Genomic DNA, 20,874 nt, shown 5'->3' with positions numbered 1-20,874 from the left:
GCAAGCACCGGGCCCCAACACCACGGGAGTGCGCCGCCCACGATTTCTCCCCACGAGAACGCAGGCGACGTAGCGGGAGAGGTCACCGCCTCATCCGTTGCTACCACGTCATTGCAACACACATACTGTATCGACCCTGAGTATTTCCCCGGATATAGACGGGCATTTATTACACGATATCCAGCTCGTACGATTTACTCGACGAGTTGGGTGCCGAAAACTGCCAGACAGCACCCGAGCGCTGACGGAGAACGTGATGTATCCCAAACGAACATGAACGACCAGTGATTCTCGGCTGCACACCGGCTGACAGGTCGACGTATCCGTCACGACGGGTCCCGATGAGTCAGTCCGTCCTATCGGCCCGAACTGCCGGAAAATAGAGGGGTTTCGGCGCCGCTGTCTCAGTTCCCGGATTCCGGATCGAACTCGATGTCGTAGGCGACTTCGTTGTCACCCGGACCGGCGGGAATACCCTGTTCACCGTTGATCTGGTCGTTCAGATCAACGACCCCAAGGCTAAATCCACAGCCGTTGGCACTCCCAACATCGAAGTCGTCCGAGACCACCTTGGCGACGTTGTTGTCGTCGAGCCGTTCGCCCGAGACCGTGCTGGTACTCGGGAACGGCGAGCCAGTCTGGAAGCTCTTCTCCGTCGACAGCGAGATGCTCACCGACGGGATCGTACACGTCTGATCGGAGACCGGATCGCCGCGGTTCTTCCAGCCGACCTGAGCGTTGTCGACGTTCCAGATGGTCACGCCGATGTCGATCGTCGCGTTCAGCGTGATCTCGCCGGTGTCCCGGTTGAAGGTACCGCCGGCTTCGCCGACCTGCGTGAAGTTGGCCTCGAAGTAGATGGTACTGAGCGCGGTATCGTTGACCGAGTCCCGCGCGGGCGGGAAGTCGATGTCACCGTCCCAGGTGTTGTTCGAGGGGAACAGCGTCCCGTCGACCGTGATACAGCCCGGCGTCGGCAGATAGTCCGGTTTCTGCTCGGCCGGCTGGGGCTGGCCGTTCCGACAGGTCGGGTACGTGATCGGCCGAGTGTTGTTCGGCGTCCCCGTGTGCAGGTAACTCTCGTCACCGCGCACGTACGACGTGAACGGAATCGGCTCCGCCGGCGGCTCCGATTCCGCGTTGACTGTCACGCTGGTCGTGCCGGTGTCGTTGGCGCTCGAGACGGTGGCCGTGTAATCACCCGCGTCACCGCTCTGGGTCGCCCACGACAGCGTGACCGTCTGGCTCGCGCCGCCCGCCAGCTGCACGCTCTGGCTGTCACGCTGAGCGCCGGCGACATCCAGAGTCACCGTCTGCGTACCGTCTTGGTCGCCCGTGTTCTGGACCGTTGCGGTCACGTCCAGCGTCTCGGTCTCGTTGACCGGCGAGTTGCTGCCGACGTTCGAGGCCTGGAAGTTCGGCGGTTGCTCGACCGGCGGCGCGGCGAGCGTGATTTCCGCCGTCGCCGTGTCGTTGACCGTCGACACACCGTGCGTGTAGGTGCCCGCCGACAGCGCACCCGTGTTCACGTCGAACGTCACCGTCGTGCTGGCTCCGCCAGCCAGCGTCTCGTCCTGAGACGCGAGCGTCTCCAGGGTCCCGTCGTCGTCCGTATCGACGCCGAACGCGACGGTCTGGGTGTCCTGCTGGTCGCCCGTGTTCTCGACGTCGGCCGACACGGTGATCGTGTCACCGACCGTCGCGTCCGACGGTGCCTGCAGGTTCGACACCTGGAAGTTCGGCGGGTCCGGGCTCGGAGCCGGATCGACGGTGACACTGGTCTGTGCGTCCTGCGTCGCGGTGTTGACCGAGACCGTCCGGTCGCCCGCGTCGCCCGCAGTCGTCTGCCACTCGAAGGTGACATCCGTACTCTCGCCGCCCGAGAGTGAGATCTGTGCACTGTCTTCGACCTGCCCGTCGACGGTGAGCGTCACCGTCTGGAGGCCGTCGCCCGAACCGGTGTTCTCGACGGTCGCGTCGACCGTCAGCGTCTCGCCTTCCGTCACCGGCGAGTTCGTGCTGTCGACCGTCGGGAGGAAGGTGACGTTCGGCTGGTCGTCGTCACCGTCGTCACCGAAGTCGAACCCGGGCCCACCGTCGGCGTCGCCGCCACCGAAGTCGAATCCGGGCTCACCGGCGTCGTCACCGCCACCGAAGTCGAACCCAGGCCCGCCGTCGGCGTCACCGCCACCGAAGTCGAACCCAGGCCCACCGTCGCCATCGCCGCCGCCGAAGTCGAATCCGGGCTCACCGGCGTCGTCACCGCCGCCGAAACTAAATCCAGGTCCGCCGGTGTCGTCACCACCACCGAAGTCGAACCCGGGAGAATCACTGTCGTCGTCCCCGCTATCGAACCCGAAGTCGCCTCCATCGTCGTCGAAGTCGAATCCGGGGTCGTCGGACTGCGCGGCTGCCGGTGTGGCACCCATCAAGAGGAGCCCGACGACGGCTAACAGGGAGACCGTTACGACCGTCGCGTTAGGTATTGTTCCCTTGTCGAATCCCATAGTTTGCTCCGTCTGTTCGCACGCTGACTGTCAGCGCTGTGGCACGACCCCCAACAGTGGGACTGGAGGGCAGTCCCGACACAGGCCCCACTACCTGCGGGCCGTCTCTCGTTCCCTGGTTGTGCGCACGAACTCAGACGTGCGCGTGATACACCACATATCGTCCTGGCGTCGTTGCCACTACGGAGGTATTGGGCATGGACATGATGCTTAGAATTTTCCCGGCTATAGACGGGTATTTATTACAATAGCTACGGTCGGAATAATTTAACCTTCGATTGGATTGTCGAAAACTGCCAGACAGCACCCAGGCGCCGGCGGAGAACGTGATGTATCCCGGAGGAACACGAGCGACTGGTGGTTTCGGCTGCAGACCGGCTGGCCGATCAGCGTGCCCGTCACAAGGAGTCACGGTAGAATCGGTCCACCCACTCGATCCGATCTGCACACCGCGAAAAAAGAGGGTCGTGGTTCCGTCTCGATGCCTTAGCTACCGAAGTCGAACTCGACGTCGTAGGCGACTTCGTTGTCACCCGGACCAGCGGGGATGCCCTGTTCACCGTTGATCTGATCGTTGAGTGGGACAACGAAGAGGACGGTCCCACAGCCGTTGGCACTCCCAACATCGAAGTCGTCCGAGACCACCTTGGCGACGTTGTTGTCGTCGAGCCGTTCGCCCGAGACCGTGCTGGTACTCGGGAACGGCGAGCCCGTCTGGAAGCTCTTCTCGGTCGACAGCGAGAGACTCACCGACGGAATCGTACAGGACGGGTCGGAGACCGGATCGCCGCGGTTCTCCCAGCCCGTCTGGGCGTTGTCGACGTTCCAGATCGTCACGCCGATGTCGACCGTCGTGTTCAGCGTGATCTCACCGGTCTCGCGGTTGAGCGTCCCGCCTGCCTCGCCGACCTGTGTGATGTCGGCCTCGAAGTAGATGGTACTGAGCGCAGTCCCGTTGACCGAGTCCCGCGCGGGCGGGAAGTCGATGTCACCTTCCCAGGTGTTGTTCGAGGGGAACAGCGTCCCGTCGATGGTGATACAGTCCGGCGTCGGCAGGTAGAACGGCTGCTGGTCGGCCGGCTGGGGCTGGCCGTCACGACAACTCGGGTACGTGATCGCCCGGTCGTTGTCCGGCGTCCCCGTGTGCAGGTAACTCTCGTCACCGCGCACGTACGACGTGAACGGAATCGGCTCCGCCGGCGGCTCCGGCTCCGTGTTCACCGACACGCTGGTCGTGCCGGTGTCGTTGGCGCTCGCGACCGTCGCGGTGTAGTCGCCCGCGTCACCGCTCTGGGTCGCCCACGACAGCGTGACCGTCTGGCTCGCGCCGCCCGCCAGCTGGACGGTCTGGCTGTCCCGCTGTGCGCCGGCGACGTCCAGCGTCACCGTCTGCGTACCGTCCTGGTCGCCGGTGTTCTGGACGGTCGCGGCCACGTCCAGCGTCTCGGTCTCGTTGACCGGCGAGTTACTGCCGACGTTCGACACCGCGAAGTTCGCCGGCGTGGCCGGCGCGGTCAGCGTGATCTGAGCCGTCGCCGTGTCGTTGGCCGTCGACACACCGTGCGTGTAGGTGCCCGCCGACAGCGCGCTCGTGTTCACGTCGAACGTCACCGTCGTGCTGGCTCCGCCAGCCAGCGTCTCGTCCTGGGACGCCAGCGTCTCCAGGGTCCCGTCGTCGTCCGTATCGACGCCGAACGCGACGGTCTGGGTGCCCTGCTGGTCGCCCGTGTTCTCGACGTCGGCCGACACGGTGATCGTGTCACCGACCGTCGCGTCCGACGGCGCCTGCAGGTTCGACACCGCGAAGTTCGCCGGCGTGGCCGGCGCGGTCAGCGTGATCTGAGCCGTCGCCGTGTCGTTGGCCGTCGACACACCGTGCGTGTAGGTGCCTGCCGACAGCGCGCTCGTGTTCACGTCAAACGTCACCGTCGTGCTGGCTCCGCCAGCCAGCGTCTCGTCCTGGGACGCGAGTGTTTCGAGCGCTCCATCGTCGTCCGTATCGACGCCGAACGCGACGGTCTGGGTGCCCTGCTGGTCGCCCGTGTTCTCGACGTCGGCCGACACGGTGATCGTGTCACCGACCGTCGCGTCCGACGGTGCCTGCAGGTTCGAGACCTGGAAGTTCGGCGGCGTGGCCGGCGCGGTCAGCGTGATCTGGGCCGTCGCCGTATCGTTGGCCGTCGACACACCGTGCGTGTAGGTGCCTGCCGACAGCGCGCTCGTGTCCACGTCGAACGTCACCGTCGTGCTGGCCCCGCTGGCCAGCGTCTCGTCCTGGGACGCGAGTGTCTCCAGACTACCGTCACTGTCCGTATCGACGCCGAACGCGACGGTCTGGGTGCCCTGCTGGTCGCCCGTGTTCTCGACGTCGGCCGACACGGTGATCGTGTCACCGACCGTCGCGTCCGACGGCGCCTGCAGGTTCGACACCGCGAAGTTCGGCGGCTGTTCGACCGGCGGCGCGGTCAGCGTGATCTGGGCCGTGGCCGTGTCGTTGGCCGTCGACACACCGTGCGTGTAGGTGCCTGCCGACAGCGCGCTCGTGTCCACGTCGAACGTCACCGTCGTGCTGGCTCCGCCAGCCAGCGTCTCGTCCTGAGACGCCAGCGTCTCCAGGGTCCCGTCGTCGTCCGTATCGACGCCGAACGCAACGGTCTGGGTGCCCTGCTGGTCGCCCGTGTTCTCGACGTCGGCCGACACGGTGATCGTGTCACCGACCGTCGCGTCCGACGGTGCCTGCAGGTTCGACACCTGGAAGTTCGCCGGGTCCGGGCTCGGAGCCGGATCGACCGTCACACTGGTCTGTGCGTCCTGGGTCGCCGTGTTGACCGATGCCGTGTAGTCACCGGCGTCGCCGCCCTGGGTCTGCCAGGACAGCGAGACGGTCGTGCTCTCGCCGCCCGAGAGACTGACCTGCTGACTGTCACGAACCTGGCCATCGACGGTGAGCGTCACCGTCTGGAGGCCGTCACCCGAACCGGTGTTCTCGACGGTCGCCTCGACCGTCAGCGTCTCGCCTTCCGTCACCGGCGAGTTCGTGCTGTCGACCGTCGGGACGAAGGTGACGTTAGGCTGGTCGTCGTCGCCGTCGTCACTGTCGTTCCCGCCGCCGAAGTCGGGTCCGTCATCGTCGCCATCGTCACCGCCCCCGAAGTCAGGGCCGTCATCGTCGCCGTCGTCGCCCCCGAAGTCGGGCCCGTCACCGTCGTCACCGAAGTCGAATCCGGGGCCATCGTCACCGTCGTCGCCCCCGAAGTCGGGCCCGTCGCCGTCGTCACCGAAGTCGAACCCGGGGCCATCGTCACCGTCGTCGCCCCCGAAGTCCGGTCCGTCGCCGTCGTCACCGAAGTCGAACCCGGGAGAATCACTGTCTTCGTCCCCGTTACTGAACCCGAAGTCGCCCCCATCGTTGTCGAAGGAGAATCCGGGGTCGTCGGACTGTGCGGCTGCCGGTGTGGCACCCGCGAGAAGTAGCCCGACGACGGCTAGCAGGGAGACCGTTACGACCGCCGTCTGTGTTATCGTTCCCTTGTCAAATCCCATAGTTTGCTCCGTCTATTCACACGCTGACTGTCAGCGCGGTGGCACGACCCCCAACAGTCGGACTGAGATGCAGTCCCGTCCGCAGGCCCCACTACCTGCGGGCCGTCTCTCGTTCCCTCTCGCGCGCGTTCACTGACGCGTGCGCGAACTACATGTACGACGTATGGTCTGGCGTCGCTGCCACTGCCTCAATACTGGACAGAGACAGGATAGTTACAATTTTCCCGGATATAGACGGCTGTTTATTACAGGTAGCTCTCAGGTGTGGAGAATGTGTTTGCAAGGAGACGTCCGGACACGTCCCGAATTCGAGATGGCGTCGAAAAAACGGAACCGCGTGGTCAGCGAGCGGCTGCCGCGACGCGCTCTTTCTCTTCTTTCTGGTTGACGGCGTAGGTGCTCACGTCGTCGTTGGCCGCGCCGACGAGCTGGTTGGCCAGTGCCTCTTCCACGTCGGTCGGCGTCTTGAAGGAGTCCTGATAGACGCCCTCGGCGAGGAACTTCAGCGCCTGGTCGACCCGGCGCTGGGGCGACACGTCGACGGCCTTCGGGACGGAGATGCCACCGTACTTCAGGCGGACGGTCTCTTCCCGGGGCGCGCTGTTCTCGACGGCCTGAACGAGGATCTGGACCGGGTTCTCCTCGGTCCGGTCGTTGACGATCTCGAAGGCCTCGCGTGTGATGCGGGTGGCCTGCTGTTTCTTGCCCGTGTTCTCGTCGGTCTGCATCAGCCGGTTGATCAGCCGCTCCACGATGGAGATCTCGCTTTTCTTGAACTGCTTGCCGGCGTGGCGACCCATCGTGTGGGCGATGGGCGTGACCGTGATGTAGCGTTCGGTGGAGGGGTCGTAGTACTCGATGTCCGTGACCTCCCACTGGTCGAACAGCTTCGCGGGTGCGCTCTCCTCGTCGTCGGTGCCGGCAGGGGACTCCGGCTCGGGTGCGTCGCTGGACATGATTAGCGGACCGGTTTCTCCGCGTTCCCGCGGACGAGTTCGATCAGCGAGACGCCGTTGACCTTCTCGACCTTGTAGTTGACACCGGAGAGGTCGCCCATCGCGCGACCCTTCGCGCCGCCGATCCCGGCGATGGTGACCTCGTCGTGTTCGTCGATAAAGGAGATAGCCCCGTCACCCGGACAGAAGGCGGTCACCTGCTTGCCGTTCTTGATGAGCTGAACCCGGACACACTTCCGGACCGCGGAGTTGGGCTGTTTTGCCTCGACGGCTGTCTTTTCGAGCACGATACCGCGACCCTGAGGAGCGCCCTCTAGGGGGTCGGACTTCTCCCGAAGTCCCCGCTCTCGGCGCGCGTACTCCGAGTCGGACCACCGATGCTTCTGGCGGTCCTTCTTGAGCTTGCGCGCGGCGTATTTGCCGTTCGCCATAGTACACGTTCGTACCCAACCGAGGTACTTAAGCGCCATCTTTTCTGCCGACGAGATGGCGTCCGCGTGCGGCCTGTGCCCGATCCCCGTGGGACCGTCTCGGCCGTGACGACCGCTGGCCCTGCGTCCCTGGCCCCGAGTCACGGCACCGTTGTTCGTCGATGCGGTAGGTTCGATCAGTGGATCGGGTTACAGACGCGGCGAAAAGCGGGACGCGGCGGCGTCGCGCCGGGTCGGCTCCCGACCGCGGGGTCAGGACCGGCGGCGGCTGTCCGGCGCGAGCGCGTCGTCGTAGACCCTGACGAACAGTGCCTCCAGTTCCTCGCGGGTCGGTTTCCGCGGGTTGTTGTCCGGCGACCCGGAGTCGAAGGCGTCCTGAGTCATCTTCGGAACGGCGTCGAGGTAGGTCTCGCGGTCGGGCACCTCGCCGAAGTCGTCGAGGTAGTCCACGAGCGAGATCTCCTCGCACAGCCCCTCCACGCCTTCGCTGGCGGCGGCCGCGGCCTGTCGGGTGCCGTCGCTCTCGTCGGCCACGCCGAGCAGGCGGGCCACCTCGGCGTACTTCTCGGGGGCGGCGGCGTGGTTGAACTCGACGACGTAGGGCAGGATGAGGCCGTTGGCCAGCCCGTGGGGGATGTGCAGTTGCGCGCCGAGCGGCCGGGCCATCCCGTGGACGAGCGCGACCGAGGAGTTGCCGAAGGCCTTGCCGGCCTTGAACTGGGCGATCATCATTTCCGTGCGGGCCTCGATGTTGTCGCCGTTGGCCCACGCGACCGGGAGCGCGTCGACGGTGCGGGCCATCGCGTCCCGAGCGTAGCCGTCGGTGACGCTGAAGGACTTGACCGAGGTGAACGCCTCGATGGCGTGGGTGAAGGCGTCGATGCCGGTGAACGCGGTGTGGCTCTTGGGGAGCGAGCGGGTGAGTTCGGGGTCCTCGATGGCCACGGTCGGGACCATGTTCTCGGAGACGACGATGAACTTCGTCGACGTGGACTCGTCGGTCAGCACCGCGGTCCGGGTGGTCTCGCTGCCGGTCCCGGCGGTCGTGTTGACCGCGATCAGCGGCGGGATCGGCTCGGGGACGGCCTCGTAGCCGGCCTTGTCGACGCCGTACTCCCGGATCGTCCCCTCGTTGGTCGCGAGGACGCCGACCGACTTGCCCACGTCGATGGACGAGCCGCCGCCCAGGGTCACGATGGCGTCACACCCCTCCTGCTCGTAGACCGCGTGTGCCTCCTCGACGTTCTCGACGGTGGGGTCCGGCCGGACGTCCGTGTAGATCGCCGTCTCGACGCCGGCACGCTCGATCGTCTCGACGACGCCGTCGCCGTGAATGTCGAAGATCTCCTCGGAGGCGACCACCAGTACCGTCTCCCCGTGTCGGCTCGCGTACTCCCCGACCTGCTCGACCGCGTCGACGCCGAAGAGTGTCTTGGCTGGTGAGACGACCGTCCGTGTCCCGTGGGTCGGCGCTGGCTCGGACATGCCCCCCGCAACGAAAGGCACATTAAAAAGAGTTTATTCCGAAAACCGACACGAACACGGGGAGAGAAACGCGTTCGTTTTCTCGATTCCGGGCGGACCGTTCGTTCGGCCGGCCGATTGGTCGTATCCTGGACAGGTAGCGGTGATTATTTCCGGCCGACGGTACGAGCAACCGTACTCATGTCACAGGAGACAGCCACGGAGTACGGGGACGTACGGAACTACGTGGGCGGTGAGTGGACGACGCCCGCAGGAAGCGAGGGACAGGACGTCGTGAACCCGGCGACGGGCGAGCCCATCGCCCGTGTCGGGTTCAGTTCGAGCGGCGACGTGGACGACGCCGTCCGGACCGGACAGGAAGCCTTCGAGTCGTGGCGACAGCGCCCCGTCGAGGAGCGCATCCAGCCACTCTTTCGCCTCAAGTCGCTCCTGGAGGAGCATCAGGAGGAACTCGCCGAACTGCTGGTCCAGGAACACGGCAAGACCGTCGCCGAGGCCAGGGGCGAACTCCGCCGGGGCATCGAGAACGTCGAGGTTGCCTGTGGCATCCCGTCGCTGATGCAGGCCGGCCACGTCGAGAACGCCGCGCCCGGCATCGACGAGACCGCCGTCCGCCAGCCGCTGGGCGTCTTCGCCGCCGTCACGCCCTTCAACTTCCCCGGGATGATCCCCCTGTGGTTCCTCCCCTACGCCGTCGCCACCGGGAACGCGTTCATCCTCAAGCCCAGCGAGCAGGACCCGCTCGTCCCCGAGCGCATGTTCGAGCTCATCGACGAGGCGGGCTTCCCCGACGGCGTCGTCCAGCTGGTCAACGGCGGCGTCGACACGGTCAACGCCATCCTCGAACACGACGGCATCGAGGGGGTCTCCTTCGTCGGCTCCACGCCCGTCGCACGGAACATCTACGAGAAAGGGGCCGCCAACGGCAAGCGCGTTCAGGCACAGGGCGGCGCGAAGAACCACGTCATCGTCACCGAGACCGCCGATCTAGAGTTCGCCGCGGAGAAGACCGTCAGCTCCGCGCTGGCCTGCTCCGGTGAGCGGTGTCTCGCCAACGACAACGTCGTCGTCGAGGCGTCGGTCTACGACGAGTTCCGCGACCTCGTCGTCGAAGAGATCGAGGCACAGGTCGTCGGCAACGGCCTCGACGACGACACCACCATCGGCCCGCTCATTACCCCCGACCACGAGGAGGCCGTCCGGAACCTCGTGGAAACGGGCGTCCAGGAGGGCGCGACGCTTTCCATCGACGGCCGGGACATCGAGGTCGACGGCTACCCGAACGGCAACTTCCTCGGTCCCTGCCTGTTCGAGGACGTGACCGCGGACATGACCATCGCCCGCGAGGAGATCTTCGGCCCCGTCCTCAACCTCATGACCGCGCCGGACTTCGAGACGGCCCTGGAGACGATGAACGAGAGCGACTTCGGGAACGCCGCCAGCCTGTTCACCGGCAGCGGTGCCGAGGCCAAGCGCTTCCGCCACGACGCCGAGGCCGGCAACCTCGCGGTCAACGCCGGCACCGCCGCGCCGATGGCCTTCTTCCACTTCGGCGGCGAGAAGGACTCGTTCTTCGGCGACCTCCACGCCCAGTCCGAGGACGTCGTCCGCTTCTACACCGACGAAGCCGTCTACATCGAGCGCTGGCCGAACGCCTGACTCGGCCGCGTTCCCGTTCGCGTCGGGATTTTTCACCACAGCGTCCACGAGCCGGGTCGACGGACCCCCTCGACGGCGGTCGATACCGCTGTTCGAGCGGGGCGTTCGTCGAAGGAGTGGGACTGTGGCGTGAATCCGACCGGTTCAGGTCAGCTGGATGTCGTCCACGTCGAAGTGTCGGTCGGCCAGTCGCCGGGCGGCCTCGATGTTCTTGCCGTCTTTGCCGATGGCGACGCCGGTGTCGTCGTGATCGACTTCCGCGTAGGCGACCCGGTCGTCGTTCTCGCTGATCGTGACGTTGTAGACCGCGGCCGGTGCGAGGGCGTTGGCCACGAACGCCTCGGCGGTGTCGGCGTCCTCGATCAGCTCCACGTCGCGCCCGAGGTCGTCCTCGATCCGCTCGACGTTGCGCCCGCCCGGACCGATGGCCTCGGCCATCTCTCCGGCCTCGACGACGTAGAGGACGCGGTCGTACTCCTCGTCGACCACGCAGTCCCGGACGGTGACGCCGACCTCGTCCTCGAAACGGGCGAGGAACTGGCGTTCACGGTCCGAGAGCGAGATGGTCATCGGGGTCAGTCGGCCCCTTCGCCCGTCCCGTCAGTGCGTGCGGGCTCCGACCCCATCCGCAGGTTCACGTCGCCGGTGCCGAGCTTGATCGGCTTGCCGACGATGACGTTCTCGGTGACACCGTTGAGGTCGTCGACCTCGCCGTGGATCGCGGCGTCGAGCAGGTGGTTGACCGTGACCTCGAACGCCGCCCGCGCGAGGACGGACTCCTTGCTCCCGGAGATGCCGTGGCGACCGATGGACTGGATATCCCCGCCGTTGGTCATGATGTCCGCGACCAGCATCAGGTGGCGGATGTTCACGTCGTCGAGCCCCTGCTCTTCGAGCGTGTTCATCGTCTCCTCGATGATCGACTCCCGGGCAGCCTCGATGCCCAGGTTCCGGTGGATCTCGTGGATATTGTTACAGGTGGTCCGACTGGCGTCGACGCCCTCGATGCCGAGGACGTTGCCCAGTTCCGACCCTTCCGTGTAGAGGACGAACTCGCCGTCCTCGCTCTCTTCTGTCTCTTCGCGGCGGATGACGACCCGGTCGATGTCCTCGATCCCCTTGAAGACGATCTCCCGGAGGTCCTCCACGAGCTGGAGGAGTTCCCGGTAGCTGGGCTCGTCGGGGCCGAACTCGATGACCGTCTCGTCGAGCTGGACCACGTCGACGCCGAGCTTCGACTCGATGGTCTCGGAGATCTCGCCGACGATCTCGGCGAGGTTGTCCACCGTCGGCCACCGCTCCTGCAGGGTGTCCGGGTTGAGGTCGACGCGGACGAGCATGTCGGCCACGTCCGTGGAGATGTCACCCAGCGCGAGGATGCGCGTGGCCTCGATCTTCCAGACGACCTCGTGGGCGCGCTCCCGATTCTCGGCGAACTCGTTTTCGAGATGGACCGTCATCATCGGCGTGTCCGGCTCCTTCCGGGCGTCCACCAGCTCGATGAGCCGGGGCAGGCCCTGGGTCACGTCGATCTCCGCGACGCCCGCGTAGTGGAACGTGTTCATCGTGTTGTGGGTCACGACGCCCTGCGCCGTCGTGAACGTCTCCAGCCCGGCCACCGAGAAGTCGTAGACGTACTCGTGGTCGGGTTCGACCGTCTCGATGGACTCGATCCGTTCCCAGACGACATCGCCTTCGACGGCCTGCTTCAGCGCGTCGAGTTCGGGGTCGTCGACCTTGGGTTCGATTTCGTCGACGAGACGGGAGAGCCGATTCCGACCGATTCGCTGGCGTTCGTGGGCGCTATGGACCTGCCGCGACGGGATACCGGCCTCGGATGCGGTTCGTTTCAGCGCATCTCCGAAGTTCGGGATCTGGTCTGTCGTGTCCGGTCCATCAGGATCGACCTCGGACGCGAGTTTCGCGAGTTGGTCGCCACGCTCACCGACGAGTCCGACGTTCTCGTGGAATCGGCGGACGTGCTTGCTCGGGATGCGCAGCGTGTGCGATCCGTCCTGTTCGCCCCGGGTCGCGTAGATGCCGACACGAGCGAGCAGCAGCGCGATACCTTCGCTGAGTCGCTCGGCAGTCGAACTCGACCGGAGGGCGCGTTCGGCGACGTTCCCATCGCCGCTGAAGTATCCCGACAGGACACCGCGGACGAACGCGTCCGTCGCACCGAACGCGAAGTCCGGGACGACTTTCGTTCCATCCTCGATACACGTGGCTTTCAGGAAGTCGACCAGGACGGTACCGTTGACACGGATGTCGTGGCCTGTCGCGAAGCCGCTGTCGTTCTCGTACTCGTTGACAGTGAGGTCGAACCGGTCGGCAAACGTTCGAGTCCGTTCCTGAAAGTCCTCGTCGACGTTCGAGATCGAGACGTAGTGGTCTGTCAGGTTTCCCTCGGCGAGGAACACACCGACGAAGAAGCCGGTTCCCTCGTCGAGTGGGAATCGCTCCGGAAGCGAGACGGTCCCCTGGCGCGGATACACGGCGTGTTCGTCGAGGTCACCCGATTCGAGCGCCTCTCGCTTGTTCCGTAGCTGATCCTCACCACCGGGATACGTGACAGCGCCACCGTCGGTGAGCGTCGAAGTGTACCAGTACTCGTCGGCTGGCAGGTACTCCCGGAGGTCGACCTCGTCCAGTTGTGCGCCGTCGAACTCACCGACGACCGGGAGCCAGTCGCCCTCACTCAGGTCGGCACCTTCGACAGGGACGACCTCGTTGTCCTCGCGGGTCACGAACGAGTGGGCCTTCGTCGCCCGAATCGTCCGTCCGGACTCCAGCTCGAATTCGAGCAGTTCGTCGGGCGCGTCGTGTCGACTGACCTCCTCGACGGGTTTCCACTCGACTTGCTCGTCGGCCCGGAGGGACAGCACTTCCAGCTGCTCTGGGGCACGAGCGACCTCGTGGTCGTCGACAGCCTGACTGTCGCGAACGTGGAGCAGCCCATCTACGAGCGAGCCGATCTCAGTCACGTCGGTCTCGTCCCCGCGACGGACGATTACGCGCTCGTCTGCGGGGACACTCATCTGCGTCCCGGGCTCACCGATGGACTGGGCCGAGACGGTCCCCACGGGGTCGAGCGGGTCGACGCGGGTGTCGAGATAGCGGTTCTCGACGGCCTTGGCGATCTGGTCCGCGGCCTCGACGTCCGCGCCGCGCTCGTCGACCGAGCGGTAGACCTTCGTCTTCAGCCGCCGGGGCAGTTCCGTATCCTCGACGACGGCCTCGATGTCGTCGTCGACGTCGTCGAACTTCTGCTGTGGGTCGTAGTCTATTTCACTCATGGTTAGTCGTCACTCTGTGCCATCCACCAGTCGTCGGCGTGTTCCGAGAGGTTCGTCGGGGAACGCTCCTGGCCGAGGAACTGCTGTTTGGCTTCGTCGCTCTCGAACTCCGTCTCGAGCACGCGGTCGGCGATCTGATCCACGTCGATGTCGTTGTCCTCGTCGGAGGACACCTTCACCGGGCTGGTGCCGTCCTCGCCGAACTCGAACTGGACGATGGTGTCCGAGGTGTCCCGGACGGTGCCGTCGTACTGCGTTTCGAGTTCGGAGAGCGCGTTGATCAGCCGCCGCTGGAGGTAGCCGGACTTGGAGGTCCGGACCGCCGTGTCGACCAGCCCCTCGCGGCCACCCATCGCGTGGAAGAAGAACTCCTGCGGGTTCAGCCCGCCCCGGTAGGAGTGTTCCACGAAACCGTGCGCCTCCGCGGAGAGGTCGTTGGGCTTGTAGTGGCTGAGGGTGCGATCCTCGTAGCCACGGTTGATGCGTTCGCCACGGACCGCCTGCTGGCCGACGGCACCGGCCATCTGGGTCAGGTTCAGCATCGACCCACGCGCGCCGGACTCGGCCATCACGACCGCAGGGTTGTCGTCGCTGAAGTCGTCTTCCGCGATGTCACCCGCGCTGTCGCGAGCCTTGCCCAGCGTCTGCATGATCTTCATCTCCAGCGTCTCGTCGACCGTCCGACCGGGCAGGGATTCCAGTTCGCCCCGCTCGTAGGTCTCGATGAGTTCCTGCACGCGGTCGTAGGCGTTCCCGATGGCCTCGTCGATCTGCTCTTCGGCTTCCGGCGAGATCGACTCGTCGTCGATCCCGATGGAGAAGCCAAAGTGCATGATCGAGCGCATCGCCAGCGAGGCGACCTCGTTGACGAAGATGCGGGCTCGGGTCTTGGAGTACACCTTGGCGATGGTGTCGACGATCTCCCCGCCGAACGCCCCGACGGCGTCCTCGTCGATGGTCCCCTCCAGGAGCTGACCGTCCTCGATGGTCACGTCGTCACCAGCCGAGGAGGTGAACTCGAGGGTGAGCTCGTCGGGCAACAGCTCCGAGAACACCGTCCGGCCGGTCCAGTACTCGTTGCCGGCGTCGTCGGTGCCGTCGGAATCGGGCAGTTCGTCGATCCGGGTCGCCCGGAGCAGGTCCAGCGCCTGGGTCTCGTTGAAGTGTGGGTTCTGGTTGGTCAGCAGGTAGGTCCCGCTGATGTGGTCCTGGATCGCGCCGATGATGTTCTCACCGAACCGCGGCGAGAGCATCTGTTCCTGCACGCGCATCAGGACGCGGGCTTCGGCACGCGCTTCCTCGTTCTGGAGGGCGTGCATGTTCATCTCGTCGCCGTCGAAGTCCGCGTTGTACGGCGGGCACACCGTCGTGTTCAGCCGGAACGTCTTGTACGGCATCACGACGACTTCGTGTGCCATGATCGACATCCGGTGCAGCGACGGCTGCCGGTTGAAGATGATGATGTCCCCGTCGACCAGGTGCCGGGAGACTTCCCACTCGGGCTGGACCTTCTCGGCCAGTTCCTCGCAGTTCTTCTCGGTCACCTTGAGGCGACGGCCGTCCGGCCGTTTCACGTAGTTCGCACCGGGGTGGGCCTCCGGCCCGTTGGAGACGTAGCGACGCGCCTCCTCCAGGTTCCGCTCGTTGACGTTCATCGTCTGGGTCATCTCGGTGGCGACCCGGTCGGGCACACCGACCTCGTTCAGGCTAAGCGTCGGGTCGGGCGAGATGACAGTACGAGCCGAGAAGTTGACACGCTTCCCGGACAGCGAGCCACGGAAGCGCCCCTCCTTGCCCTTCAGCCGCTGGCTGAGGGTCTTCAGGGGGCGACCCGAGCGGTGCCGGGCCGGCGGCGTCCCGCTGATCTCGTTGTCCATGAAGGTCGTGACGTGGTACTGGAGCAGTTCCCAGAGGTCCTCGATGATCAACTGGGGCGCACCGGCCTCGCGGTTCTCCATGAACCGCTGGTTGATCCGGATGATGTCGACCAGCTTGTGGGTGAGGTCGTCCTCGGAGCGCTGGCCGTTGTCCAGCGTGATCGACGGCCGTGCGGTCACCGGCGGCACCGGCAGCACGGTCAGGATCATCCACTCGGGCCGGGAGCGCTCGGCGTTGATCCCCAGCACCTGGATGTCCTCGTCCGGGATGTCCTCGAACCAGTCCCGGATGTCGCTGGGCATCAGCTTGTTCATGTCCTCCTCGGTGAGGTCCACGTCCAGCGCGCGCTCGATGGCCTTGCGGTCCTCCTCGCGCGGACGGAACTCGCCCGAGAGGATTTCCTGGATTCGGCTCTGGTCGATGCCCGTCTCGTCGGCGAGTTCGACCGGGGAGACCCCGCGGTCGTCCTCGTCGTCGGGGTCGGGCTCCATCGCCTCCGCGATCCGGTCGGGGTACTCCGAGGTCAGCACCTGCTGGACCTCGTAGTAGGTCGTCGGCTTCTCGTGGTTGATGTCGTACTGCTGGCCGCCACAGAACGGACAGTGGTCCTTCTTGCGGGCCTGTCGGATGGCGGCCTTGGTCACGTCGTTGAGGTCGTTGCCGAGTTCCCGCGCGCGTCGCAGGCGACTCGTGAACTCCTCGCGTTCCTCGTCGTTGAGACAGAGCCGCGAGCAGTCCCGACAGGTCCCGCGCAGGAGCCGGCGGATGAGCTTCGCGAACCCGACGTGGATGACCGGGGCCGCGAGTTCGATGTGACCGAAGTGGCCGTTACAGGACCCGGAGTGTTTTCCGCAGGTCTTGCACTCGAGGCCGGGGTCGATCACGCCCAGTCGCGGGTCCATCAGGCCCATGTCGATGGGGAACCCGTCGTCGTCGTAGGTGTCGGCCGTGATGACCTTCGTGGCGCTCATGTCCCGATACTCCTCGGGGTCCATCAGCCCGAAGCTGAGTTCGCCGATTTCTTTGGGTGCGTGCTGACTCATTAGACTGCGTCCTCCAGTTCGATCCGGGGTGCGATCCCGAGCGCTTTCATTTCGTCGAGCAGGAGCTTGAACGCGTAGGACATCTCCACCTCGTGGATGTCGGTCTCTTCCTCACAGTTCGGACAGTAGACGCGCCGTTGCTCGACGTTCTCGACGGCGGTCATGCCACACTCGGCACAGACGTAGATCCACTCGCGGTCGGACTCGTCGAGCAGGCGCTCTTTCAGCGTCATGGCCGCGCCGTGCCCGATGAACACGTCCCGTTCCATCTCACCGATACGGAGCCCACCCTCGCGGGCACGCCCCTCGGTGGGCTGGCGGGTCAGAACCTGCACCGGCCCGCGCGAACGGGCGTGCAGCTTGTTCGAGACCATGTGGTAGAGCTTCTGGTAGAAGATGGTCCCGACGAAGATGTCGGCCTCGATCTGTTCCCCGGTGATGCCGGAGTACATGATCTCCTTGCCGCTGGATTTGAAGCCGTGTTCTTCCAGCGAGTCGCGGAGTTCGTCCTCGTCCTCGCCGGTGAAGGGCGTCCCGTCCACTCGCCGACCTTCGAGCGAGCCGACTTTGCCGCCGAGCATCTCCAGCACGTGGCCCACCGTCATCCGCGAGGGCAGTGCGTGCGGGTTGAGGATCAGGTCCGGCACCACGCCCTGTTCGGTGAAGGGCATGTCTTCCTGGGGTGCGATGTGGCCGACGACACCCTTCTGGCCGTGTCGTGACGCGAACTTGTCCCCGAGTTCGGGGATCCGCTCGTCGCGCACCTTGACCTTCGAGAGTTTCGAGCCGTCCTCGCCCTCCATGAGCGTGACGGTGTCGACAACCCCGGACTCACCGGAGCGCATCGTGACGGAGGTCTCCCGGCGCTTCTGCGGGCTGAGTCCGCCCATGTCGTCCGGTTCTTCCAAAAAGCGAGGCGGCGAGGTTTTGCCCAGCAACACGTCGTTCTCGCCGACCTCGGTTTCGGGATTCACGAGTCCGTCCTCGTCGAGGTGCGTGTACGCTTCTTCACCGCGTGCGCCGCGTATGTCGTCTTCCGGGACCTCGAAGCGGTCCTCCTGGCCGCCGGGATAGCGGCGTTCCTCGCCTTCGTAGGTCCGGAAGAAGTGAGAGCGGGCCAGCGACCGGTCCACCGAACCGCCGTTGAGCACGAGTGCGTCCTCGATGTTGAACCCCTCGTAGCTCATCACGGCGACGACGAAGTTCTGGGCCGCGGGTCGGTCGTCGTAGCCGATCTGTTCGGTGGTCTGGGTCTTGACCATCGACAACTGGGGGTAGTGCAGGAGGTGCTGGCGCGTGTCCGGCCGAATCCGGTAGTTCGCGCTGGGCAGCCCCAGCGACTGCTTGATCATCCCCGATCCCATCGTAATCCGCGGGCTGGCGTTGTGTTCGGGGTAGGGAATCATCCCTGCACCGATCCCGAAGATCAGCTGGGGGTCCACTTCGAGGTGGGTGTGATCCTCGGTCACGTCGTCCTCGTCGACGGCGACGAGGATGTCTTCCTCCTCCTCGGCGTCGATGAACTCGATGTAGCCCCGGTCGACGAGTTCGTCGAACCCGAGTTCACCGGCCTTGACCGCGGCGACCTCCTCGTCGGAGATGAGGGGTTCGCCGTCTTCGACGACGATCAGCGGGCGGCGCGCCCGGCCGGCGTCGGCGTTGACGATGACCTCGTCGGTGCGATCTTTCACCGAGACGTTGACCATCTCGCTGACGTCGCCCCGCCGTCGGGCCTGTCGAATATCCTCTGCGAGCTTCTCCGGTTCGGGATGTGTCCCGACCAGACTGCCGTTGACGTATACTTTCGCGTCTCGTCCTTGACTCATGTGAAATACCTCCGATATTGAGCATGAGGTGACCAGTCACAGCCCGCGAAGCGAAGCGAGCCGGAATGTCTGGGCGTACTCATATTAGTCGTCCGCTGGCTGCTGTTCGATGGACTCGATGCCCGGAATGCCTTCGACGCCCATCGACGCGAGTTCGTGTTTCAGTTCCTGTTCGTCCTCGATGTTCTGTGACAGCTCCATGGCCTGGGCGAAGTTCTTCACCAGCCCACAGTTGGGGCCCTCCGGGGTCTCGGAGGGGCAGATCCGCCCCCACTGGGTCGCGTGCAGGTCACGCGCCTCGAAGTGGGGCTGACTGCGCGAGAGCGGCGAGCGCAGGCGGCGCAGGTGGGAGAGAACCCCCATGTAGTCCGTCCGGTCCACGAGTTGGGACACGCCGGAGCGGCCGCCCACCCAGTTGCCCGTCGCGATGGGATGCTCGAGCCGCTCGGTCAGCACGTCCGAGCGGACGACCGTCGACACCGACAACTGCCGGTTCCGCATGTTCGCACGTTCCAGCTGGTACTTCACGTCGCGTGCCAGCTTGTTCAGCGCCGTTCGGAACAGGTCCTTCATCAGGTCGCCCGAGACTTTGAGGCGCTTGTTGGCGTAGTGGTCCTTGTCGTCGGATTCGCGCCGGCCCAGCGCCAGCTCGAAGCAGGCCTCGGCCATCCGGCAGAGATAGTACGCCTTGTTGATCCGGACTTCCTCCTCGTCAACCCCGTCCTCGTGGAGGTGGGGCAGGAGGTACCGGTCGATGACGTAGTTTGCGCGTTTGAGCTGGTAGTTCTTGCCCTGGCCGCTCGCGACGCGTTTCCCGAGCGTCTCGATGGCCTCCTCGGTCGTCTGGACCTCGGCGGCCTCCAGGTTCTCGAGCATGAACTTCACGATCTCGGGGTCGTCGCTGACCCGGTGGACGATCTCCTCGTCCGACTCCAGACCGAGCGCGCGTACGAGCGTGACGAAATTGATGCTGCCCGAGACCGACGGGAAGGAGACTTCGAGGATACCGTCGCGGGTCCGTTCACAGAGGACGAGCGCACGGTAGCCACGGCGCTGGGAGAAGGTCTTGGCGACCTGAATCTCGTCGCCGTACTTCGTGTCGTACTCCGCGAGGATCTTGTTGGGTGCGAGGTCCTCGCTGGTCATCAGGACCCGCTCGGAGCCGTTGACACAGAAGTAGCCGCCGGGGTCGGCCGGGTCCTCGCCGATGTCGATCAGTTCGTTGTCGGTGAACCCGGAGATGTTACACTTGTTCGACCCGACCATGATCGGCATGCGGCCGATCTTGGTCTCGGTCTGGTCGACGACGTGTTCCTCTTCCTCGTCGCCACCCTTGATGATCCGCATCTCCATGAACACCGGCGCGGCGTAGGTGATGTTCCGGAGGCGAGCCTCCTGGGGATAGAGCAGCTCCTCGCTCCCGTCGGCCTCCCGAACGCGGGGCGTGACGACGCGCACGTCGCCGAGTTCGACGTAGACTGGCTCCTCACCCTCCTTGTCGCCGATGTCGGTTTCGATGGTCGCCTTCTCGTCGACGACCTCCTGCATCCCCCGGTCGAGGAAGGCGTTGAACGACCGGAAGTGGTGTTCTGCGAGCCGTTCTCTCGAAAAGTACTCACGCGAAATCGCGCGTCTGTCGTCGATTTTCATTTATTCCACCACGAGACGGTATACGACTGCCTGATCCGTGGTGCGGGAGTCGCGGACGATCTCGATGACGTCGCCCACGTCGGCCTCGTCGGGAAGGGCCGGGTCCGCACGCTTGATCTTCGGCAGGTCTGTTCGGTCGATGTTGTACTCCTGTAGCACGTCCTCGAGGTCCTCGTCGTCGAGGACGCTGTGATCCGGTACGAGTTCGTGTTCGCTTACGTCTACCATGTGTGGCCTGGCTGGCTGGAGAAGGTTGCTGTCACGAGATACTACAGTTTCTTTGCGGTGGGTGCCATTTAAGACTTGCCAAAATCCGCCGAGCGCCGCTATGCGACCTCCCGCCGTCGGTGACGGCGCGAGCGTGCTCACCACATAATAGGAGAACTGCGCACATAGGAGTTTGGGTTATTGTGTCTTGCTCACATGCCGTCGGGCGGCGATGGGTCGTGGGAACGGATGACGACGCGGGTCGCATTGGAAAGCCTTAATACTGCTACCCGGATACGACAAGATGCGTTCGCCCGGATGGTGTAGTGGCCCATCATACGACCCTGTCACGGTCGTGACGCGGGTTCAAATCCCGCTCCGGGCGTACTTCTT

At 65.1% G+C, this 20,874-nt stretch carries 12 protein-coding genes and 1 tRNA gene; 2 read left to right on the top strand and 11 right to left on the bottom strand.

All coding sequences use genetic code 11. From position 1 onward, the window contains the following. Positions 1–404 precede the first annotated feature (404 nt). From MU521_RS17620 to MU521_RS17600, 5 genes are all read right to left on the bottom strand, one after another. On the bottom strand, positions 405–2,507 hold the full coding sequence (locus MU521_RS17620) for a CARDB domain-containing protein (RefSeq protein WP_250864818.1): 2,103 nt from the start codon (positions 2,505–2,507) through the stop codon (positions 405–407). A 486-nt stretch (positions 2,508–2,993) separates the two neighbouring features. After that, positions 2,994–6,050, bottom strand: a complete 3,057-nt coding sequence (locus MU521_RS17615; protein WP_250864817.1) for a CARDB domain-containing protein — start codon at positions 6,048–6,050, stop codon at positions 2,994–2,996. A gap of 341 nt (positions 6,051–6,391) precedes the next feature. Beyond that, positions 6,392–7,006: a 30S ribosomal protein S7 gene (locus tag MU521_RS17610; RefSeq protein ID WP_284732008.1), complete on the bottom strand. Its 615-nt coding sequence runs from the start codon at positions 7,004–7,006 to the stop codon at positions 6,392–6,394. A gap of 2 nt (positions 7,007–7,008) precedes the next feature. Continuing rightward, complete coding sequence (locus MU521_RS17605) at positions 7,009–7,437, bottom strand: 30S ribosomal protein S12 (RefSeq protein WP_092694449.1); 429 nt, start codon at positions 7,435–7,437, stop codon at positions 7,009–7,011. Between the two features lie 252 nt (positions 7,438–7,689). Next, positions 7,690–8,922, bottom strand: a complete 1,233-nt coding sequence (locus MU521_RS17600) for an iron-containing alcohol dehydrogenase (protein WP_092694451.1) — start codon at positions 8,920–8,922, stop codon at positions 7,690–7,692. A gap of 180 nt (positions 8,923–9,102) precedes the next feature. Between MU521_RS17600 and MU521_RS17595 the strand changes: the two genes are divergently transcribed. Beyond that, complete coding sequence (locus MU521_RS17595) at positions 9,103–10,581, top strand: CoA-acylating methylmalonate-semialdehyde dehydrogenase (RefSeq protein ID WP_092694453.1); 1,479 nt, start codon at positions 9,103–9,105, stop codon at positions 10,579–10,581. Positions 10,582–10,725: 144 nt separating this feature from the next. Here the strand turns inward: MU521_RS17595 and MU521_RS17590 are convergent, their stop codons facing one another. The 6 genes from MU521_RS17590 to MU521_RS17565 all read right to left on the bottom strand — a co-directional run bounded on the left by MU521_RS17590 (position 10,726) and on the right by MU521_RS17565 (position 20,502). Further along, entirely contained in the window at positions 10,726–11,151 is a 426-nt protein-coding gene (locus tag MU521_RS17590; protein ID WP_092694455.1) for a NusA-like transcription termination signal-binding factor, read from the bottom strand. Between the two features lie 5 nt (positions 11,152–11,156). After that, positions 11,157–13,877 (bottom strand): DNA-directed RNA polymerase subunit A'', encoded by a 2,721-nt coding sequence (locus tag MU521_RS17585; RefSeq protein ID WP_092694457.1) that lies wholly within the window; start codon positions 13,875–13,877, stop codon positions 11,157–11,159. 2 nt (positions 13,878–13,879) lie between these two features. Further along, on the bottom strand, positions 13,880–16,798 hold the full coding sequence (locus MU521_RS17580) for a DNA-directed RNA polymerase subunit A' (protein WP_092694459.1): 2,919 nt from the start codon (positions 16,796–16,798) through the stop codon (positions 13,880–13,882). Continuing rightward, a complete protein-coding gene (gene rpoB, locus MU521_RS17575) occupies positions 16,798–18,624 on the bottom strand; it encodes a DNA-directed RNA polymerase subunit B (RefSeq protein ID WP_092694462.1) in 1,827 nt (608 codons plus the stop codon). The genes MU521_RS17580 and rpoB overlap by 1 nt, the downstream gene beginning before the upstream one ends. A gap of 84 nt (positions 18,625–18,708) precedes the next feature. Beyond that, positions 18,709–20,274, bottom strand: coding sequence for a DNA-directed RNA polymerase subunit B'' (locus MU521_RS17570; protein WP_092694464.1), 1,566 nt, complete (start codon positions 20,272–20,274; stop codon positions 18,709–18,711). After that, positions 20,275–20,502: a DNA-directed RNA polymerase subunit H gene (locus MU521_RS17565; protein WP_092694466.1), complete on the bottom strand. Its 228-nt coding sequence runs from the start codon at positions 20,500–20,502 to the stop codon at positions 20,275–20,277. Positions 20,503–20,793: 291 nt separating this feature from the next. On the opposite strand from MU521_RS17565, the gene MU521_RS17560 reads away from it, so the two are divergent. Beyond that, positions 20,794–20,866: transfer RNA gene (locus MU521_RS17560), tRNA-Asp, on the top strand. The last annotated feature ends 8 nt before the right edge of the window (positions 20,867–20,874 follow it).

This window comes from Halorientalis regularis, from assembly GCF_023698535.1.
GTDB classification, from domain to species: Archaea; Halobacteriota; Halobacteria; order Halobacteriales; family Haloarculaceae; genus Halorientalis; species Halorientalis regularis.
This window is presented reverse-complemented; position numbering and strand designations above follow the sequence as displayed.